The sequence below is a fragment of the Croceitalea vernalis genome (assembly GCF_031846405.1).
In the GTDB taxonomy this organism is placed as follows: Bacteria; Bacteroidota; Bacteroidia; order Flavobacteriales; family Flavobacteriaceae; genus Croceitalea; species Croceitalea vernalis.
Genome location: NZ_JAVRHU010000002.1, coordinates 309523 through 327579, shown reverse-complemented (window position 1 = coordinate 327579; position 18057 = coordinate 309523). Strand labels below are relative to the sequence as shown.

At 34.6% G+C, this 18057-nt stretch carries 12 protein-coding genes; 1 reads left to right on the top strand and 11 read right to left on the bottom strand.

The genetic code is table 11. From position 1 onward, the window contains the following. Nucleotides 1-58 precede the first annotated feature (58 nt). The 11 genes from RM520_RS07895 to RM520_RS07845 all read right to left on the bottom strand — a co-directional run bounded on the left by RM520_RS07895 (nt 59) and on the right by RM520_RS07845 (nt 15581). Nucleotides 59-937 (bottom strand): AraC family transcriptional regulator, encoded by an 879-nt coding sequence (locus RM520_RS07895; RefSeq protein ID WP_311385168.1) that lies wholly within the window; start codon nt 935-937, stop codon nt 59-61. Between the two features lie 126 nt (nt 938-1063). Beyond that, a complete protein-coding gene (locus RM520_RS07890; protein ID WP_311387602.1) occupies nt 1064-4078 on the bottom strand; it encodes a VPS10 domain-containing protein in 3015 nt (1004 codons plus the stop codon). Between the two features lie 63 nt (nt 4079-4141). Further along, nucleotides 4142-5836 carry a gamma-glutamyltransferase gene (gene ggt / locus RM520_RS07885; RefSeq protein ID WP_311387601.1) on the bottom strand — a complete coding sequence of 565 codons (1695 nt, stop codon included), beginning with the start codon at nt 5834-5836 and terminating at the stop codon, nt 4142-4144. Nucleotides 5837-6257: 421 nt separating this feature from the next. After that, nucleotides 6258-7331: a M8 family metallopeptidase gene (locus tag RM520_RS07880; RefSeq protein WP_311385163.1), complete on the bottom strand. Its 1074-nt coding sequence runs from the start codon at nt 7329-7331 to the stop codon at nt 6258-6260. A 133-nt stretch (nt 7332-7464) separates the two neighbouring features. Further along, nucleotides 7465-9108 (bottom strand): hypothetical protein, encoded by a 1644-nt coding sequence (locus RM520_RS07875; protein ID WP_311387600.1) that lies wholly within the window; start codon nt 9106-9108, stop codon nt 7465-7467. A 131-nt stretch (nt 9109-9239) separates the two neighbouring features. Next, nucleotides 9240-10100, bottom strand: a complete 861-nt coding sequence (locus RM520_RS07870) for an MORN repeat-containing protein (RefSeq protein ID WP_311387599.1) — start codon at nt 10098-10100, stop codon at nt 9240-9242. A 31-nt stretch (nt 10101-10131) separates the two neighbouring features. Next, a complete protein-coding gene (locus tag RM520_RS07865) occupies nt 10132-10962 on the bottom strand; it encodes a DUF2490 domain-containing protein (protein ID WP_311387598.1) in 831 nt (276 codons plus the stop codon). A 5-nt stretch (nt 10963-10967) separates the two neighbouring features. Continuing rightward, nucleotides 10968-12878: a hypothetical protein gene (locus RM520_RS07860; RefSeq protein WP_311387597.1), complete on the bottom strand. Its 1911-nt coding sequence runs from the start codon at nt 12876-12878 to the stop codon at nt 10968-10970. A 149-nt stretch (nt 12879-13027) separates the two neighbouring features. Next, on the bottom strand, nt 13028-13486 hold the full coding sequence (locus RM520_RS07855) for a cold-shock protein (RefSeq protein WP_311385158.1): 459 nt from the start codon (nt 13484-13486) through the stop codon (nt 13028-13030). Between the two features lie 173 nt (nt 13487-13659). Next, on the bottom strand, nt 13660-14856 hold the full coding sequence (locus RM520_RS07850; RefSeq protein WP_311387596.1) for a PQQ-dependent sugar dehydrogenase: 1197 nt from the start codon (nt 14854-14856) through the stop codon (nt 13660-13662). 173 nt (nt 14857-15029) lie between these two features. Further along, nucleotides 15030-15581, bottom strand: a complete 552-nt coding sequence (locus RM520_RS07845; RefSeq protein ID WP_311387595.1) for a DUF4251 domain-containing protein — start codon at nt 15579-15581, stop codon at nt 15030-15032. A 167-nt stretch (nt 15582-15748) separates the two neighbouring features. On the opposite strand from RM520_RS07845, the gene RM520_RS07840 reads away from it, so the two are divergent. Then, a complete protein-coding gene (locus tag RM520_RS07840; RefSeq protein WP_311387594.1) occupies nt 15749-17971 on the top strand; it encodes a carbohydrate binding family 9 domain-containing protein in 2223 nt (740 codons plus the stop codon). Nucleotides 17972-18057 lie beyond the last annotated feature (86 nt).

Here is an 18057-nt window from a genome sequence, read left to right as displayed (position 1 = left end):
AATACTACTGTGAGCTAATTATCAAATAATAACGAAAAATGGTAAAAGTCTAACCTTCTTATAAAGTTTTTCTAAATTGAAGTGGTGTTAGCTCCGTATTCTTCTTGAAGAACTTTATCATATTCGCAGGCTCTTCGAAACCAGTTTTATAACTAATCTCTTTTATTGATAAAGAGGTGGAGACTAAATATCGCTTGATTTCTACAATAACAAAATCATCAATAAAAGCTTTGACCGTTTTACCGGTTAATTTTTTAACGATATCATTTAGGAATTTATAGGATATAAATAACTTAGAAGCATACTCTCTTGAATTTCTTGTAGTTACATAGTCATTTTGAAGCATATTTTTAAAAGTGCTAAACTTATTTAACCAGTCCGCTTTGATAGTGCTAATTGACTTTGTTTCCTTTGCTCTTTCTGCTTTTAATAACAAAACATGAAGAAGGGCATGCAACATGTCATGTTTAAGAAAACTATTAGGAAAATTGTATTCATAATACAGCTTATGCGCTACACCAATAAAATTATCCTCTCCAATATCCTCTTGATGAATTATAGGTGATTCTAAATGGTAATTATATAACCTATTAAGATTTATATTCTTGGAAGAAAAGTAATTTTGTTCAAAAAAATGACCATTTAAGATGATACAAACACCTTCAGCATTTTTCATACTTTCAGTAAAATGATGAACTTGATTTTTAGCTATAAACAACACACTCCCCTCACTTAAATTGTAAAACTGAAAATCAACATAGTGTGAATACGAGCCTTTAGTTACTACAACTATAAAATAAAATTCAATCTTATGAGCAGCGAATGGATTGTGATCTTCAATTGAGCTAAGCTTTGCATAAGTATCAGACAAAGTCATTACTTCAACATCTAATTTAGAAGATGATTTGAATGCTATTTTTGGTAAAGAATTCGTCATACTCTAAATTGATTCAAAAGACTGAAATACTTTATGTTTTGTACTCAAAAAAATTAATTTTCATACTGTTCTAAAAATCTTAAAAAAACAATTCTTAAAAAATATTTCTGAATGTCAAGTTTATAATTAAAGGGATTCCGCTTTTAATTCTTTAAGCTGATTTTCAAGTTCACTAAAACGTTGCTGCGCATCTTTTCCGGGTAACTGATCAGCACTACCGCCAACTGCATATTGCAAATAACCTATTTGAGCTAAAAGCATTTGTTGTGGATAAGCACCTTTATCATTTTTTAAACTAGCTAATAGTGCTTCTTTTTTTGCTTTTTCTGCGGAATTTATAGCACTTTTAATTGCCTTTTCTAAATCAGCTTCCAATTGTCGAGCTTGAGATAATAATTCTTGTACTCGGACTAGCAGACTTTGCTGTACCTTAAGGTCATCCTGGCTTAAGCCTTGTGCCTTCACTTTTGGGTCCATTAAAATAGTAAAGGATTGCTCTAACTCTGTATCATCAACTATGAGTCGTGCCTTATAATTACCTGGTAAAACCATAGCTCCGTTTTTAAAACGTTTCTTAACGTCTTTGTCCCATGACCCCTTTTGCCTTAAATCCCAAGCAAAACGATTTAACCCTTTTTTGTTTTCTAATTTTGTATTGACATAACGAAAAGTCTGACTTAAATCCATGTTTTCCACTTCTTCAACTGTCGATTTAAGTTGTGTACTATCACTTAATATAGTAACAACAGATGTTCCGTTTGCGTCTAGAATTTCAAGTTTCAATCCTCCTTTAGTCTTTTCAGGTAAATAATAATCAATATAAACGCTAGTTCTAGGGAATTCAGGAAAAGTACCACTACCTCTTACTTTTGGATAGCGATAACGTATAGTTTCATCTGGTTGAAATAGTTTTGGTTCACTATTCCATTCCGCAAAAGAATCTTGTCTTAAAGCAGTAATGTCATCTAAAATCCAAAAACCACGTCCCATGGTACTTAGCACTAAATCACCTCTGAATATTTTTAAATCCGTTATCGGTGTAACAGGAAGGTTTTGTTGAAAAGACTGCCAAGTTATACCGCCATTTAAAGAAATATAAACACCAAACTCAGTTCCCGCATATAGCAGTCCTTTCTTAACCGGATCTTCACGTAAAACTCTTGCAAAATGACCTGAAGCAATTCCGTTATTTTCTGTACTTATTAAGGTCCAATTAGAACCATAATCAGTGGTTTTATATATATATGGAGTTACATCACCTAATAAATGTCTATCTACAGCTATGTATGCCGTCCCTAATTCATGTTGAGATGGTTCAACCGATTCTACACGACCTCCTTTAGGAAGCTTTTTTGGAGTAACGTTTTTCCAAGTTTTACCACCATCTTGGGTAACAGAAATCACACCATCATTTGAACCCGTCCAAATAAGACCCTCTTTTAATTTTGATTCTCTAATAGAATATAATGTACTATAATATTCTTCTCCCGTGATATCACGCGTAATTGGGCTACCAGAAATAACTTGCTTATCAGCTTCAAAGGCAGTTAAATCGGGCGAAATAGTTTCCCATTCATAACCGTCGGTGTCTGTTTTGTGTAAATATTGAGATCCGTGATATACCACATCAGGATTGTGCGGAGAAACATGAATTGGTGCAACACGTTGAAAGCGGTACTTTAAATCTTTAGGATTATGTCCGTAAATATTAGAAGCACCAACGTAATACGCTTTTTCAGTTCCAGTTAGTTTGTCGAAAACCCCAAATCTTCCTTTACAATTAGCATAAACCGTATTATGATCACCAGGTTTAGGTACCGCAGGACCCGTTTCACACCCTCCAGTATTGATAATCCAACCAGTACCTGCATTTTGAATAGCGCTAGGTGGAAAACTTGGAACGGCTATGGTAGAATAATTATCCTGCTGCCCGGCATACAACCAATATGGGTATTGGTCATCAACTTCTACTTGATATAACTCAGCCGTGGGTTGATTGAACTGGGTAGACCAAGTCTTTCCGCCATTTAAACTTACATTGGCACCACCATCATTGGCTTGAATCAATATTTCAGGATTATTGGGATTTAACCAAATATCATGATTATCCCCATGTGGAACACTCATACGTTTCCAAGATTTTCCACCATCTATTGATTTTAAAAGCGGATTGGCATTGGAGTACACAATATCAGGATTGGTCGGGTCCAGTTCCACATTGGTATAGTAAAAAGGTCTATTGACCAATCGCATATCATCAGAAACGTGCTCAAACGATTTGCCTTGGTTGACAGACTTGTATAAGCCTTGTTCGCCTTCTGGAGCTTCTACAATCGCGTATAAAATGCTAGAATCAACTTGTGAAACTGCTAAATCAATTTTTCCAATGGTACCTTCTGGAAGTCCATTTTCAAGTTTTACCCAATCACTACCACCATTAACCGATTTATAAATACCCCCTTCGTCTTTTGTTCCTCCCGAGATTATTGTCCAAGGCTTACGTTCAGCCTTCCATGCTGCGGCATAAATCACATTAGGATTACTAGAAAGTAGTTCCAAATCAGAAAATCCTACTTTATCAGATATAGAAAGTACTTTTTTCCAGTTTTGACCTCCGTCAATTGTCTTGTATATTCCACGTTCAGGATTGCTTTTAAAGGCATTCCCAATCGCAGCGACCCATACTATATTACTATTGGTAGGGTCAATTTCAACAGCTCCAATTTGACCTACATTTTTTAAACCAATATGTTCCCAAGTTTTTCCCGCATCAATTGACTTATACATTCCTTTTCCGCCAATAACGTTACTACGTAAACCATCAGAACCCGTGCCTACATACACAATATTAGGATCATTAATCGCTACTTGAATTGCACCAATGGAAGGTGTGGTAAAAAACCCATCAGAAACATTCTTCCATGAAGTGCCGTAGTCGTCAGACTTCCAAACCCCAGCACCTGAAGCTCCAAGGTAAAAAGTACCAGGTAACATTGGAGTTCCTGCTACTGTAGTAACTCTGCCACCTCTTTCAGGTCCAATGGTTCTATATTGCAAAGCATCATAGTCTTGTGCTATTACTATTGTCGTTATGAGTAATAATGACCAAAGGATTAGTTTAGAATTTAAATGATGTATCATAGGATTATGGTTGGTTAATTGAGTTTTATTATTTGTAAAATTAGCTATGTTGTATAGTTGTTTTTAATACCCTGCAGCTTGACCATCTTTTCTCGATTCAGAAGCTCCTGAATAAACCTTCGTTTCTAAATCAACACCAATGGCTTGATAACCACCGTAGATGCCCACACCGACTCCAATTCGATGTCCTTTTTTACGTAATTCTCGTAGGGTTTCGGCGCTGAATCCGCTTTCCAAATTTAGGGTACCTCCATTCGTCATTTTAGAACCTGTCGGTTGAGAGCTACCTCTGTGTCGCATTCTTGGCGCATCACCAGCTTCTTGTAAGTTCATTCCAAAGTCTACAACATTTACAACAATTTGAGCATGACCCTGTGGTTGAACGGCACCACCCATAAGACCAAAACTGACCCATGGCTTACCATCTTTTGTTATAAATGCAGGTATGATGGTATGGAATGGTCGTTTTCCTGGTTCTAATGCATTTGCATGACTCTTATCTTGCACATTAAACATCTGTCCTCGGTTTTGTAGTACGAATCCTAAACCATCAGGCACCATACCCGATGCAAATTCCGAATAAATACTTTGAATTAAAGAAACCATATTACCGTCTTTATCGGCAATGGTTAAATAGGTAGTATTTCCAGTTTCAATTTCCATATCACCGGCTGGATAGGTATCTGCAGCAACATTTAAATTGATTAACTGCCTTCTTTTAGCCGCATATTCTTTTGATAAGAGCTCATCAATAGGAATTTTATTAAAATCAGGGTCCGCATAAAATTTAGCACGATCTTCATAGGCTAACTTTTTAGCTTCAGTTAACACGTGAAGATATTCAGGACTACCAAAACGCATGGCAGCAATATCATAACCTTCTAGAATATTGAGCATTTGTAAAGCGGCAGTTCCTTGTCCATTCGGTGGTAATTCCCAAACGTCATAACCGCGATAGTTAGTAGAGACGGGTTCTACCCAATTTGAAGTATGATTGGCCATATCGTCATAGGATAGAAAACCACCATGTTTTTTCATATACGAAGCTATCGTTCTAGCTATTTCACCTTTATAAAAGGCATCTCTGCCTTTATTGGCAAGTGTTTTATAGGTATTCGCCAAATCAGGATTTTTAAATACCTCACCTTTTTTAGGTGGCACCCCCTTGATAAGATAGGTTTCTGCAAAACCTGGTTGGTCTTTTAAAGCTCTATAATTAGATACCATTTCATAGGCAATCACTTCAGAAACAGGAAAACCTTCAGTCCCATAAGTAATTGCAGGTTCTAAAATACGCTCCATGGGTAAAGTGCCAAATTTCTCGTGTAGTTTAAACCATCCGTCAACACAACCTGGAACGGAAACTGGCAAAGGTCCATAGAAAGGAACATACTTCATTCCTTTATCCATAAAATAATCTATTGACAAAGCTCTTGGTGCACGCCCACTACCATTAAAACCAAATAATTTTTGTTCATCAGCATCCCAAACAATAGCAAAAATATCACCTCCAATACCACAACTTGCCGGTTCTACTAAACCAAGTACAGCATTAGCAGCTATGGCAGCATCCATCGCTGAACCCCCTTCTTTTAAAATAGCCAAGGCAGCTTGAGTGGCTAAAGGTTGACTGGTGGCAGCCATACCGTTTTGTGCTAAAACTTCAGAACGTGTTGTAAACGTTTCACCTGTTAATCGGTCTTGCGCACTAACCGTAAAAACTAATACTATAAGACTAATTGTTGCTGAAAATTTCATGGATAATTCAATTATTTAAAAGTTTTATTCAACCCAATATTATTTCCAAAGAAGATATTTGATTTTATTGGAATCCCTAACGACCCGACAGTTCGTTCTCCTCGGAAAGGAATAATATTAAGACGCTTTAAAGATTGATATAGTTGAGGTAATAAACTTTTTTGTAATGTCATTTGCTTTTGACCAAAACCAAAAGCAAATAGCATCAGCACTATCAAACAGACGTAGCTGGTGATTTTCATAGAGTTGGTTAATTCGTGCTTTTAAATATAAGGAATAATGTAGTTAAAATGACCTAAGTTTCTAGAGAACAAACACCAAATATTATAATTAATACTTAATTTTCGATTTGATTTTAAAGAAGAAAAAGCCTGCAACATAAAGGTTACAGGCTTTAAAAATTTTAAAAAAATGCTTATTATTATTTCTTAGAAGAAGTTACAAAACCAATTGGCATTAATAATTCTTCCATTTCTGCAATTTTTATTCCCGCACCGTTCGCCGCAGCTTCGTTTATATCAACACCAGCTGCACCTTCAGGTAAATCATAAGACTCACCTACACTTGCAGAACGATATCCTAAATCTCTCATAGAACCAGCTGTAATTCTGCTCAAAGGATTTTCACCAAGGTTTAAGAAACCAGTCATCAATTCATTATTCAAGGTTGCTTCATCCCAATGACCAAAACTAGTACCGGGTCGAATTTCACCATTAACTAAACCTTGTATAGGTAACTCACCAGAACCTCCTTCAGCATTCCAAAACACATTTGCTTTGCTTCCTGAAAAATATGGTTCTTCAATAGTTCCTTCTAGCAATGTTCTATCGAAACCAAACTGAGTCGTATTCCATAATGTACCTACACCCAAGACATGCCCCATTTCATGAACAATCACTTCTTCAAAAAGATCTAATTCATCTAAAAATGCTAAATCATCCACATCAAATCGCATTAATCCTGCTAAAGTCAAAAAATCATCAGTTCTAACAAAACGTGGACCTGCTGAACCTAGTATTGAACCAGGACCGTCAATTGGTGTCAAAGCTACTTCTATTACGATATCATCTAAAACGCCCTCTGAAGCAGGAGGCAATCCAATAAATGCAGATGGTATTGTTCCAGTAAATGATGGAACATCACCGATAATAATCCGTTCCCATCGAGCAGCAGCATCTTCAAATACTTGGCGCTGTCTGTCAGTTACGGGCACAACAAAATTCAAGGTAATGTTAAAACGACCTCTGTCTACACCAGCCGCATCAGTAGCCCTACCTTTTAAAACTTCAGGATCATTATCACTAAGGTCTTTCAATTCAATTGGTTGAACGGGGTCTGGAACTAATGTTAGCGTTTTAAGTTGAGTTTCACTTAAAGTTGAAGGATTTTCTTCAATAACTTCATCCGAACATGAGGTTAAAAAAATAACGCCCAGTAGCGTACCAAAAGCCATTGAACGTTTTAGAACAACATTTCTTAAATTTCTTTTTTTCATAATTAAAATAAAATGATTAGTTAAACTGTGAGGTAAAATATTTTAATTCTTTTAATTGTACTAAATATAACAAGAAAAATCCTATTAATGTTAAAATCTAACAACTCACAAAAACTAGATCAAAGAGTACGACCTACTTATTGACTATCTTTTTCAACATTCTTTTAGCGGCAAAGGCAGCACCACCTTTATCGGATATTGATAGCACTTTTTTACAAGATACTTTGGCGTTTTCAAAATCACCCATTTCCCATTGGGTTTGTGCTAGATTTCCCCAAGTATTTTGAGACTCAGGAAATACTTTAACGGCCAATTTAAACACTAAAAGTGCACCTTCATTATTATTGCCCATCATTATAGATCCAACACTATTAAATTCCCTTTCAAAGTCAATAAAACTATAGGCCGGATCATTGGCCATACGTACCCCTTCCTTGGTAACTTCATCGAACCTGCCTTGCTCAAATAATTCTGTCAAATATTCCATAGGCTTCATAACGAAGTTTATGGATTCAAAGTTCAAAGCTGCATCAAGCACTACATCTTCATTAGAAATATAATTATCATAAGTCATTTCAATAGGATAGTGTGGTTTAATATAATCGGCATTTTCCCATTGTGATTTGTCTTGCCACCATGCAAAAGACAAATAAACTGGCAAACCTGATTTTGGTAAAACCACTCGCTTATTGTCCCCATAGAAATTAATATTTTCACTTGAAGGCTCTCCAACAAACAGCACATCAGTGTAATTATCTAATTCATTAATTAAATTTTGACATGCTGAAAATGTTCTACGACCTGTTATTACGAAGAATTTACCAGGCTGATTTATTTTACTATTAGAAATTATGCCTTTGATAATAGGTTTATTGAGAAAATTATTTCCTCCCCCATTCAACCTTACATCAATTACCAACTTTTCAACATCATTGGAATCAATAAATTTAAATACCCGATTATAAAAATCATTTACATTTTCTGTTTTATCGTTTTGAATTCTACTATGCCTCACATAAACAGTTTTTGAGTCTGGTAAATATTCGTAATAATAAATCTTATCAAAATTCTTTAGATATAAAGGTGTTTCGCTTTTATTACGACCATTTACCCAATCCGAATCTGGTTTTACTTCACCATAATGCATCGGAGGCCATAATTCAGTGGTTGCTTTGATAGTATATTCACTTTGTTTCCCATCTTTTTCTAATAATAGTCTTAAAGATTTTTTTAATTCGGCGGTTATACCTTGAGCATGTAAAACTTCTGGTATCGTCATGTGATTTAGACCATAAGCATCAAAAAACAATGCATTCTCTACCGGAACCGTTGGATATACTGCTTTTATCACTTTATCAATTGTAACATCTTCAATAGCAATTACTTTTGCACCAATCAAGAGTTGATGTTCTTTTTGAGCAGCTTTGATATAAATTCCCTTTTTAAAACGATAAAACTCTACTGGAATGCTATGAAATTGAATAGAACTATCGCTATAAGACATTCTTGTGTGACCATACTGAAATAGGCCAATAATTCTTGAAAAACCAACAACAATTTCATGTTCTTCCATTGCTGGAATAGCCTTATGAAAAGAATCAACCGTTTCATTAAATGTTGTTGCACTTATTTTCTTGAAGAGAAAAGGATATTGTGTATTTACCGTTTTCTGCAGATAACGGAGGTCTTCTTGCCAATCGGTCTTAGATATTACTTCTTGAGAAAAACTAAAAAACCCTACACTGAATAGTATTAATAAAAATATTTTTTTAACCATGGCTGAAAATAGTTATTAGTTTGAAGACCACAAGATGTTCATTAATGGTTTTGAATCGAAATAGTAATTACTGAAATGTCCTTTGTGCTTGATGAACTGTAAATAAAGGAGTTTTTACAGTTATAAGGTAATTAACGTCGAGTTTTTCTTTCTTTTTTTTCTGCTTGAACGAGTTTATCATTTTCCCAGAAACCGCTGGTCAAAATTTCTCCGTTAGCACTATAAAACTCTCCTTCACCATTGCGCTTATCATCTTTCCAGTTACCGGAATATTTTTCACCATTAGGCCAATAATAAGTGCCATATCCACTGCGTTGGGCGTTCACATAACTTCCTACGTAATATTCTCCATCTGGCCAGTAAAAAGTACCTTCACCATGGCGCTGGTTATTAATCCACTCTCCTTCATAACGACTTCCAGTATCCAACAAGGCAATTCCATAACCATTTGCTTTTCCGTTCCGAACTTGACCAACATAGTGCATTTGATTCCCCTTTTTACTTTTAAAAGTAAGGTATTCTCCAAATGATTTTTCTTGAAGTAGCTTCTGAATTCTATTCAGTTGAATCTTGGCCTTTTCATGCGCAAAACTCAAAGAGTCATAACGTTCCAACTCTTTTGGTGTTGCTAAGGGTTCAGGTGAGAGTGAATCGTTGTCCACTTCAATATTATTGGCGCCTAGGCTATTTTCACTATACTCTTGTAATTGTTCTGCTAAAGCAATTCGCAACTCTATACCCAAGTTATCAAACCCTAGTTCTTTTGCAATCTTTTGATATTCACTAATCGCTTTTTGATGATTCCCTGAAAGTAGAATAGAATCTTTGGCTACCAACTTTTCAAAGGTATTGACTTTTTTTACGTAATTCTTTTGCGCTAAGTTGTATTGATTAACCTCATTTTGCAACTTATGTGTTCTAAAAAAAAGACCAAGTGCTATAAATACAGCTGTAGCTAGCAATAAATATGGTATTAAAAGTCTCTTTTTCATAGTATGCGTAATATTCTAATTACGAGAAACATTAATCATTTAGATGTATTGAAGGTAATTTGTTTTTAACTTTTCTGAAATCAGGTGAAAAATAGACGTGAAAACGCATTGTCCAGTTTTGCTTAAAGACACCTGGGTTTTCTAAGGTCTGCCCTTGTGAATACATTAATCCCCCAGCAACGGTCAAGCGAGGCGTAAGAATATAACCTAATGTGGTGGTAAGCCTTAAGTCTTCCATTACACTGCCAACTACAGCTTTTCCACTTTGCATAATAAGTTCAGTTTCAGGCGAAATATAAAGGGTTTTAGGTTCTAATTTTTGACTATTCAATGGAATTTTGGCTCTAAACATATAACGCCAACGATTCCTGAAAATATAGTCGCTATTTTCTTCAAAACCTTGAGTCCATCTATGTTCAATTCTAATCCTATGATAAATCATGGCGTTATATAAAGGCTGCGCAAATTGATATTGATGCCAGATTCTAAATTCTGGAACTACATTGCGATCCGTAGAACTTTCATCAGTATTAAAATTGATACGCATCACACCACCAAGTGCTGCATTCACCTTTTTATTATAAATGTAACCTATGGCATGACGATTATAAATCTGTCCAATTTGACCAACAAAAGGGGTTTCCTCTGTTTCTTCAAATCTAAAATGAGTCTGAGCAATCCAAAATAACCTTTTTGAAATACGAATATTACCATAGGTATTTATCCAGACCCTTGTTTTAGCGTCCTTGAATTCCGATTCAGAAGGAAGTATTCCACCTCCAATATCTTGAGACACTGCTCGGTTAGTAAAAAGTATCAACAGAACACCAACAGCAAATAAAAGTTTTAATAGATTATTCATTGCTACTATTCTATTGTGAGAGGTTCTAATTCAAAAAGTTCTAAAACCGTATTAGGGTCATTTTCTTTTCGAAGTTTACGTTCCAATTTTGAAGTATTTTCATCTCTTAATTCAAGCATACGTTGATATGTAGCTTTCATTAATACATTTAACTCCTTAGCCTGATTACATTTAAATTCAGATTTAGCTTGTCTTAAAAAATAAGGGACCACAGTCTTTTTATATGCAGTAGTAATTCTCTTTTTAACTTCTTCATCCATTAAAGTGGCCATGAATGGATTCCAAATCCTGTCTTGGTATTTCAATTGAATAGCTTCTTCTTGTTCAGGAAGTAAGGTTATTTGATTTGTAAGCATATGCAATTGCAAATAACAATCAAGTAGCACCTTACCAGCATTCAATTTTGTTTCTAAATCTTTTAAAGATGAGTAATCACTAAGGGCTGTATCGGAATGTTCTTTAAATGTATTTAGAACACTTTTAATATTATTTGGGCTTATATTTAAAGCAGAGTCAATTTGATTTTGCAAAGAGTTTCGTTGAAAAATCAATTGTTCTTCAATGGTAACCAATTCTTGTTCTCGTTGCTCTTTTAATAGGGTTTGTTCTAGCTGAACTTTAATAGAAGACAAACTTTTTAAAGCATATGTTGAAATGGATTCTACTGACTTCAGGCTATGTTCTGAAAAATTAAACTTATCTGTAGTTGGGAATTCGTAGGTTTTGATTATTTCTTTCTCATCAATTTCAAAAACTACGTCAATCACAGTTATGGGCTCGCCTTGAGGCCAAAGATTGTCAATAAGCTCTTTCCGTGGCGCGAACTCTAGAATCTCACGATTTTTGTAATCTAAAAGCCGTTTAATTGGTTTTAAAAAGTTTTTAGTAATCTGATTAATAACTTCGTATTGAAAAGCGGCATCTTCATTCGAAAGTTTTAATATATTTAATCGGGTATCTTCTAAAAAGTTAGTACTTATTGTCGCGGCGTTGGTATAGTTAGAGCTAATTGAATTAAGCAATTCTCGTTCTTCATTTGAAAACTCATAATACGGGACTTTAACCTTAAATTCCGGTAAAAACGATGATTTACCTAGCTCGGACAAAATATTATCAATTTTTTGATAATAGGCTCCATTTTGTTTTAACAAACCTTGCATTTTGCCTCCGACAACATCATCTGAATTTGATTTCGCAAATTGGAATAGTGCGATTGCATCAATAAATTGTGAATCGAGATTTATAATAGTAGTGTTTCCAGAATAATTTCCATAAATACTGGTTTTTGTATTAGTTCCGTCTATACTAAGTACAATCTGTTTTAAAACTCCATTGGAAAAAATCCAATTCTCTGCAGCACCAAAACCAAACGAATCATATAAAGACCATTCATCATGAGCCAAACCATTTCTTAAAAACCGGCCAGCTAGGATTAAGCTGTCATTCTCTATTCTAAAATTTTGCTTAGGAATACCATTATCAAAAATGATGTTGCTCTTAAAAAGTCTTTCAGAAATTTCCGAATCTTTAATTTTATTGACACTAAAAACCCAAGGTCCATTAGGCTTTCCATCAACCATTTCACCAAAGGCCTCTTCTTGAACACCACTAATAGCAACACGGTACTGATAATCTACAACTTGAGATTGATTATTGGATTGAAAGGTTCCGAATTTAAACTTCCAATCACCATTCGGGTAATTATTTTTGAAATTTCCAGAAAAATCAAATGAATAGTCTTGTTTTTGAAGAAGGTCATCTAAGTTGGCCTTTTTAATTTGAAAAGGGCCATTTAATAGTGTGTCACCACTAATAACGGTAAAACCATAGCTCGCGTCACCAGAATAATTACCAATTGAAAGCGGACCGTAATACGTATAACTGTTTTGAGCTTTTACCCTTTGGTTGAAGGACAAAATCAAAATTATTGAACAAAGAAGCTTGAAAACGCTTTGATTGATTTGATACACGTGTCAATAATGAGTGTTAGTTCATTACTAATACGATTTAATCATCCTTTTAGATGTTTAATTTGAAAAAAATATAATCGTGAATTGAAGAACAATTATTTTACCAAAGTAACCTTTACAGCATTCATGCCTTTCATGCCCTTTTCTAATTCGAAAGTGACCTTGTCATTCTCGGCAATCTCATCAATTAAACCGCTGACATGGCAAAAATATTTTTCTTGATTTTCAGTGTCAATGATAAATCCAAAACCTTTTGAAGTATCGAAGAAAGAAACTTTTCCGTTTCTTACTGGGTCGAATTCTTCTTCATCACCCTCCTCTTTTTTAGGAATACCTAAAACAATGTCTTCGGCTTCAATTTCAACCTTCATTGATGGATCTGGGGGAGTATCTACAAGATTACCATTAAAGTCAACATAAGCCATAGGAATACCTCCGCCATTTTCCTTAGCTTCAGCTCTTCTAGCCTCTTTCTTTTTCTGCTTATCCTCACGTCTTTTTAAACGCTTTTTTTCTTTTTCGCTTTTACTATAGGTTTGTTGAGATTTCCCCATAAATTATATTAAGTGTGTTTTAAAAGAGATGTTTCTTTTTTAAAAAAGTTGCTTTTTTCTAAAAACAATAATCCCTTAAGGTTTGTGGTATGTTGTAAAGGTACAATCTTGTTTTGAGATCTGCACTTAAAACCCTTATGTTTTGTGAAAAAATCTTTAAAACATTTTATATTTTAGTTACTTGCTACCTGAGTACCAACATAACTAACCCGATAGATAGCATCACCATAATCATCTGAAATTAACATAGAACCATCTTCAAGAATTAACATATCAACAGGCCGGCCAAAACGCTCTTGACTAGGTTCGTCTAACCAACCATCTATAAAAGTTTCATAACCTACAGCCGTATTTCCATCTAATTTGACTAAAGAAATTCGATAACCAACTTTCTTAGTTCTGTTCCATGACCCATGTTCCGCAATGAAAGCATAGTCTTTATATTTATCTGGAAACATATTGCCTCTATAAAATTTTACCGCCAAAGGTGCTACATGAGCCCCTAATTGTTGTACAGGAGCAATAAACTCTTCACATGGCTTTTGCTCGCCGAATACAGGATCAGCAACCGTGCCTCCATGACAAAAAGGATATCCAAAATGTTGTCCTGCCTCTGATATACGATTTAATTCACAAGGTGGAATATCATCCCCCATCATATCTCGGCCATTATCAGTAAACCACATATCGCCATTTTCAGGATGCCATGTAAAACCTACTGTATTTCGTACACCATGCGCATATATCTCGCGATTACTACCATCAATATCCATCCTTGTTATACTTGCAAATCTTTGGTCAGCAACTGTTGAGTCACAAATGTTACAAGGAGCACCTACGGGTACATATAACTTATCATCGGGGCCAAAGGCTATATATTTCCAACCATGATGAAACTCCGTAGGATAATCATCATAAACAACTTTTGGTTCAGGAATACTATCTAATTGATTTTCAATATCATCATATCGTAATAATCGCCCAACTTCAGCAACAAAAAGAGCCCCATTTTTGTAGGCAATACCATTAGGAACTTCCAACGAATCTAAAATTAAAACCTTATCTGCTCGAAAATCTTTATCTCTATCTTGAATGGCATAAACTTTATTCTCGTTACGTGTACCAACAAACAAAGTGCCATCGTTTCCTATTGCCATGGAACGTGCGCCATCTATACTATCCGCAAAAACTTCAATTTTGAAACCTTCTGGCAAGTTTAACCGGTCAATAGGCAATATCGACTTAGATTCATCATATTGGACTACAACTTCTGCTTCATTGTCTGCCGATTTATTTTGTTTGCAATTCACAAAACAAATCGCAAAGGAGATTAAAGTGAACCCTGCAAGCGCTTTAGATGATATTTTCATGTAAGCTGGTTATTGATTTAGTTAAATTTTAAAGTCTATATTCAACTTAAAATTATCTGAATAGTCTATTACAAAATTAATATAATAATCACTGATTAATAGAATTGCTTTTTAAAAGTAAGCTATTCTTGCAAGTAAAACTCCAAGTGTTATTTTATGATCTTTAAAGTTTCTTAATTTTCTTTAAGAACCCCTTGGTATTTTATAGTCAGTCTTTGCGAACTATTAATGTTGACTGCCACATTATTGTTGGGGAATAAGACAGCATTTATATTAAATACTTCTGTTTCATTAGCAATGCTAAACTCTATATCATAGGCGTTTCTCTTTGGAATATAAGTCATATTCATATTTTCAGCCTTTCCATCAAAATTTATTCCGACATTATTTGAGTTGTAAGCCCCACCTATTTGACGTTCTCCATAATACGGTAACTCAGCTGAAACAGAATCTCCATTTATTTCTAAAAAGCTCGAAGTTCCATATAAATCAATTCGGTTAATACTGCTACCGGGTGGTAACATACCTGCATTTGCAATAGAATTTAAACTTTGAGTTGCCAATGGCGATGCCCATTTCGCGTCAATATATATAGATTTACTTTCTACTCTTTTATGCATTAAAGCAATTTCTTCGTCAGTATAGTTGGTTTTTTTAGCAGTACTACAAGCAGCTAAAGAAATCACAATTCCCAATAAAATTAGGTTACTCCAGGTCTTTTTCATAATTATAATTTTAGTTTGAAAGCAAATTAATTTTTCTCAAGAACCATAAAAATTTAAAATGAGTAAACAGTTTGTTTTGATGAGTGAAAATTAATTTTTGACTATTACCATCTAAATAGCATATCTAATTTAAATATTATATTTAATCATTAACCCGACCAACACTTATGAAATTTAAAGTTAACTACGTTATAATAGTTTTACTCGCTTTTACCTCATTCTCAGGGCTTACTCAGGTCCAAATTCAAGATTCTATTACTAATAGACCAGAATTCAAAGCGATTCCATTATCGCAAGAACCTGTTATTGATGGTGAAGTTATCAATGATCCAATTTGGAAAACACTACCGGCCATTGAAAATTTAGTACAACTCAGACCTAATTATGGTCAACCTGTATCAGAAAAAACGGTAATCAGAGTTGCCTACTCCGCTAGTACTTTTTATGTTTCTGTTATTTGTTATGATAGTGATGCAAAAAACATCGTTGTTTCAGACTCAAGAAGAGATGCTGATTTAAATGATGAGGACAGTTTTCTTTTTATTATTGACACTTATAATGACAGACAAAACGGATTCTTATTCGGTACTAATGCACAAGGTATGGAATATGACGCCCAAATTGATAATGAAGGTCGAGGTAGCTTCAATGGGAATAGACAACAAGGTGGAGTAATTGGTGGTACCAATCTCAACTGGGATGCCACATGGAAAGTACGTTCTCAATTAGGAGATTATGGATGGAGTGCAGAGTTTGCAATACCTTTTCGTTCGCTACGATTTGCATCTGGAGAGAATAAAACATGGGGGCTCAATTTTAGAAGAAATATTAGTAAAAACACAGAAACGGCCTTTTGGACTTCGCTTCCGTTGGGTTTTGACATGAAGCGTTTATCACTAGCTGGAAAATTGACAGGGCTTAAACTTCAAAATCCAGGAAATTTAAAATTAATACCATATGCCCTAACACAGTTAGTAAATAATAAAGCCGTTGACCCTAATGAAAATGACACAAATTTTGAGGTTGGTGCAGATATTAAATACAGTGTCACACCAAGTTTAACCTTAGATTTAACTTATAATACAGATTTTGCTCAGGTTGAAGTAGATGACCAACAGGTTAATTTAGATAGATTTAATCTTTTCTTTCCTGAAAAAAGAGCTTTTTTTCTTGAGAATGCAGGTCAATTTAATGTTGGTAGCCCTGGGGAAGTTGACTTGTTTTTTAGTCGAAGAATTGGCTTGGGCAATGATGGCAGTATAGTTCCAATTATTGGTGGTGGTCGATTATCTGGTAAAGTTGGTTCTACCAATGTAGGCTTATTAAGTATGTTTACAGAAGGTATAGATGAAGTTGGTATTGAACAAAATAATTTTTCAGTAGCTAGGGTTAATCATGATTTTCAAGGCACAAGATCTTCTTTAGGGGGAATTTTCATCAATAGAGCTGGTTTAGGGGAAACTGATGATAATTTTAACCGGGTTTATGCGGTTGATGGTACTTGGGGAATAGGAAATAAAGCTGAGGTTAACGGGTTTGTTGCTAAAAGTTCAACACCTGGCATTGAAGAGAATGACCATGCGTTCAAGATTTTGGGAAACTACAATTGGAATGGTTGGGATTTAAGGGCAGGTTATACCGAGGTTGGTGAAGGGTTTAATCCTGAAGTCGGATTTTTACAACGCTCAGCTTTTCGTAAACCAGAGTTTTTAATTTTTAAAGCACATCGCTTTAAAGATGCTGGAAAACTACTTGAAATAAGACCCCACCTATCCTACCGCAGTTATTGGAATTTTGATGATGAACAAATCACAGGCTTTTTACATGTTGACAATCATTGGGAATTCAAGAGTGGGTTTGAAATACACACTGGAATTAATTTTACACAGGAAAGGGTCTTAGAAGAATTCAATATATCAAATGTAACTGTGCCCGTTGGCAATTATCGGAATCAAGAACTACAGTTTGTTTTAATTACCAACCCTAACAATGCGTTTTCTTTAAGTACGAGAACATTTATTGGAGGCTATTTCAATGGTAATCGAATTTCAAACAGCGGAACAGCAAATTATCGAATTGGTAATCGATTTAATACATCATTGGTATTTAGCCATAATGACATAAAACTTGAAACTGGAAACACCACGGCTTTTGTTAGTGGATTGCGATTAGCCTATTCTTTTACACCACGTATTTTCTTGCAGAGTCTGATACAAAGAAATAATGTATCCGAAATCACATCTGTTAATGCTCGTTTTGGATGGTTACAAAATGCTAACACAGGTTTATTTGTTGTTTTTAATATTGTAAAAGATGATAATATATTTGATGCATTAAATAATCAGATTTTTACTGTGAAATACACACATCGTTTTGATGTTTTTAATTAATATAAGGAATCAACTATTGTTCGTTTCAGGACAATAAAAAATAAATTTTAACTTTAGGGTATATAGAAATTCTTTATAATATTAGT

Coding starts and splice junctions, on each gene's coding strand:
- RM520_RS07870 (WP_311387599.1), bottom strand. CDS start 10,100: ATGAAAAAGAGACTTTTAATACCATATTTATTGCTAGCTACAGCTGTA.
- RM520_RS07840 (WP_311387594.1), top strand. CDS start 15,749: ATGAAATTTAAAGTTAACTACGTTATAATAGTTTTACTCGCTTTTACC.
- RM520_RS07855 (WP_311385158.1), bottom strand. CDS start 13,486: ATGGGGAAATCTCAACAAACCTATAGTAAAAGCGAAAAAGAAAAAAAG.
- RM520_RS07890 (WP_311387602.1), bottom strand. CDS start 4,078: ATGATACATCATTTAAATTCTAAACTAATCCTTTGGTCATTATTACTC.
- RM520_RS07875 (WP_311387600.1), bottom strand. CDS start 9,108: ATGGTTAAAAAAATATTTTTATTAATACTATTCAGTGTAGGGTTTTTT.
- RM520_RS07850 (WP_311387596.1), bottom strand. CDS start 14,856: ATGAAAATATCATCTAAAGCGCTTGCAGGGTTCACTTTAATCTCCTTT.
- ggt (WP_311387601.1), bottom strand. CDS start 5,836: ATGAAATTTTCAGCAACAATTAGTCTTATAGTATTAGTTTTTACGGTT.
- RM520_RS07845 (WP_311387595.1), bottom strand. CDS start 15,581: ATGAAAAAGACCTGGAGTAACCTAATTTTATTGGGAATTGTGATTTCT.
- RM520_RS07880 (WP_311385163.1), bottom strand. CDS start 7,331: ATGAAAAAAAGAAATTTAAGAAATGTTGTTCTAAAACGTTCAATGGCT.
- RM520_RS07895 (WP_311385168.1), bottom strand. CDS start 937: ATGACGAATTCTTTACCAAAAATAGCATTCAAATCATCTTCTAAATTA.
- RM520_RS07865 (WP_311387598.1), bottom strand. CDS start 10,962: ATGAATAATCTATTAAAACTTTTATTTGCTGTTGGTGTTCTGTTGATA.